Here is a 649-nt window from a genome sequence, read left to right as displayed (position 1 = left end):
GACATCGCCTGGAAAGACTGGTCTCACTACATTACACAGCTGATTGATCGCGGCTATCTATCACTCGACTTTTCTCAAGGCAGTACACTGCATCTGACGGACTTATCGATGGCTGTTTTGAAAGGAGATAAGACAGTTCAGCTATGTGAGCCTGTAGATTCAAAAATCAATCAGGTTGAGAAAAAAGTGAACAAGCACGCCGATCTTAGCGAGGCTGAGCATCTTTTGTTTGAGGCATTAAAAGGGCTCAGAAAAGAAATTTCGCAGAAGGATAAAGTTCAGGGCTATACCGTTTTTTCAGATGCAAGCTTAAAAGATATGTCTCGGCTTAAGCCTGGGAACTTAGCCGCCTTCTTGACGGTCAGCGGTGTGGGGGATCATAAGTGTGAGAAGTATGGTGAACCCTTCGTTGCCTTAATATCCAGATTGGTTGATGAGAGTGATCGCTTACTTATTGATGGGCCTGTGCGGAAAAAGTTGCCGCCTAAACCTGCGCGTAGTGACTTTACTATGGCGAAACTAGGCGATACGCATCGAGAGACCTTTTCGCTCTATCAGCAAGGGCAGTCACCCAATGAGATCGCCAAAACGAGAGGTTTAAGTAAGTCTACGATAATTAGCCATATATATCGTCTGGCTTTTCATGGGG

At 45.3% G+C, this 649-nt stretch carries 1 protein-coding gene; it reads left to right on the top strand.

Going from position 1 to position 649, the window contains the following annotated elements; translation table 11 throughout:
* Nucleotides 1–649: HRDC domain-containing protein (locus A3729_RS01805; RefSeq protein WP_197475482.1), on the top strand; the 649-nt coding region annotated here is incomplete at both ends.

The sequence above is a fragment of the Oleiphilus sp. HI0043 genome, from assembly GCF_001634935.1.
Note: the sequence above shows the minus strand (reverse complement) of the source record. Positions and strands in the feature narration are given on the sequence as shown.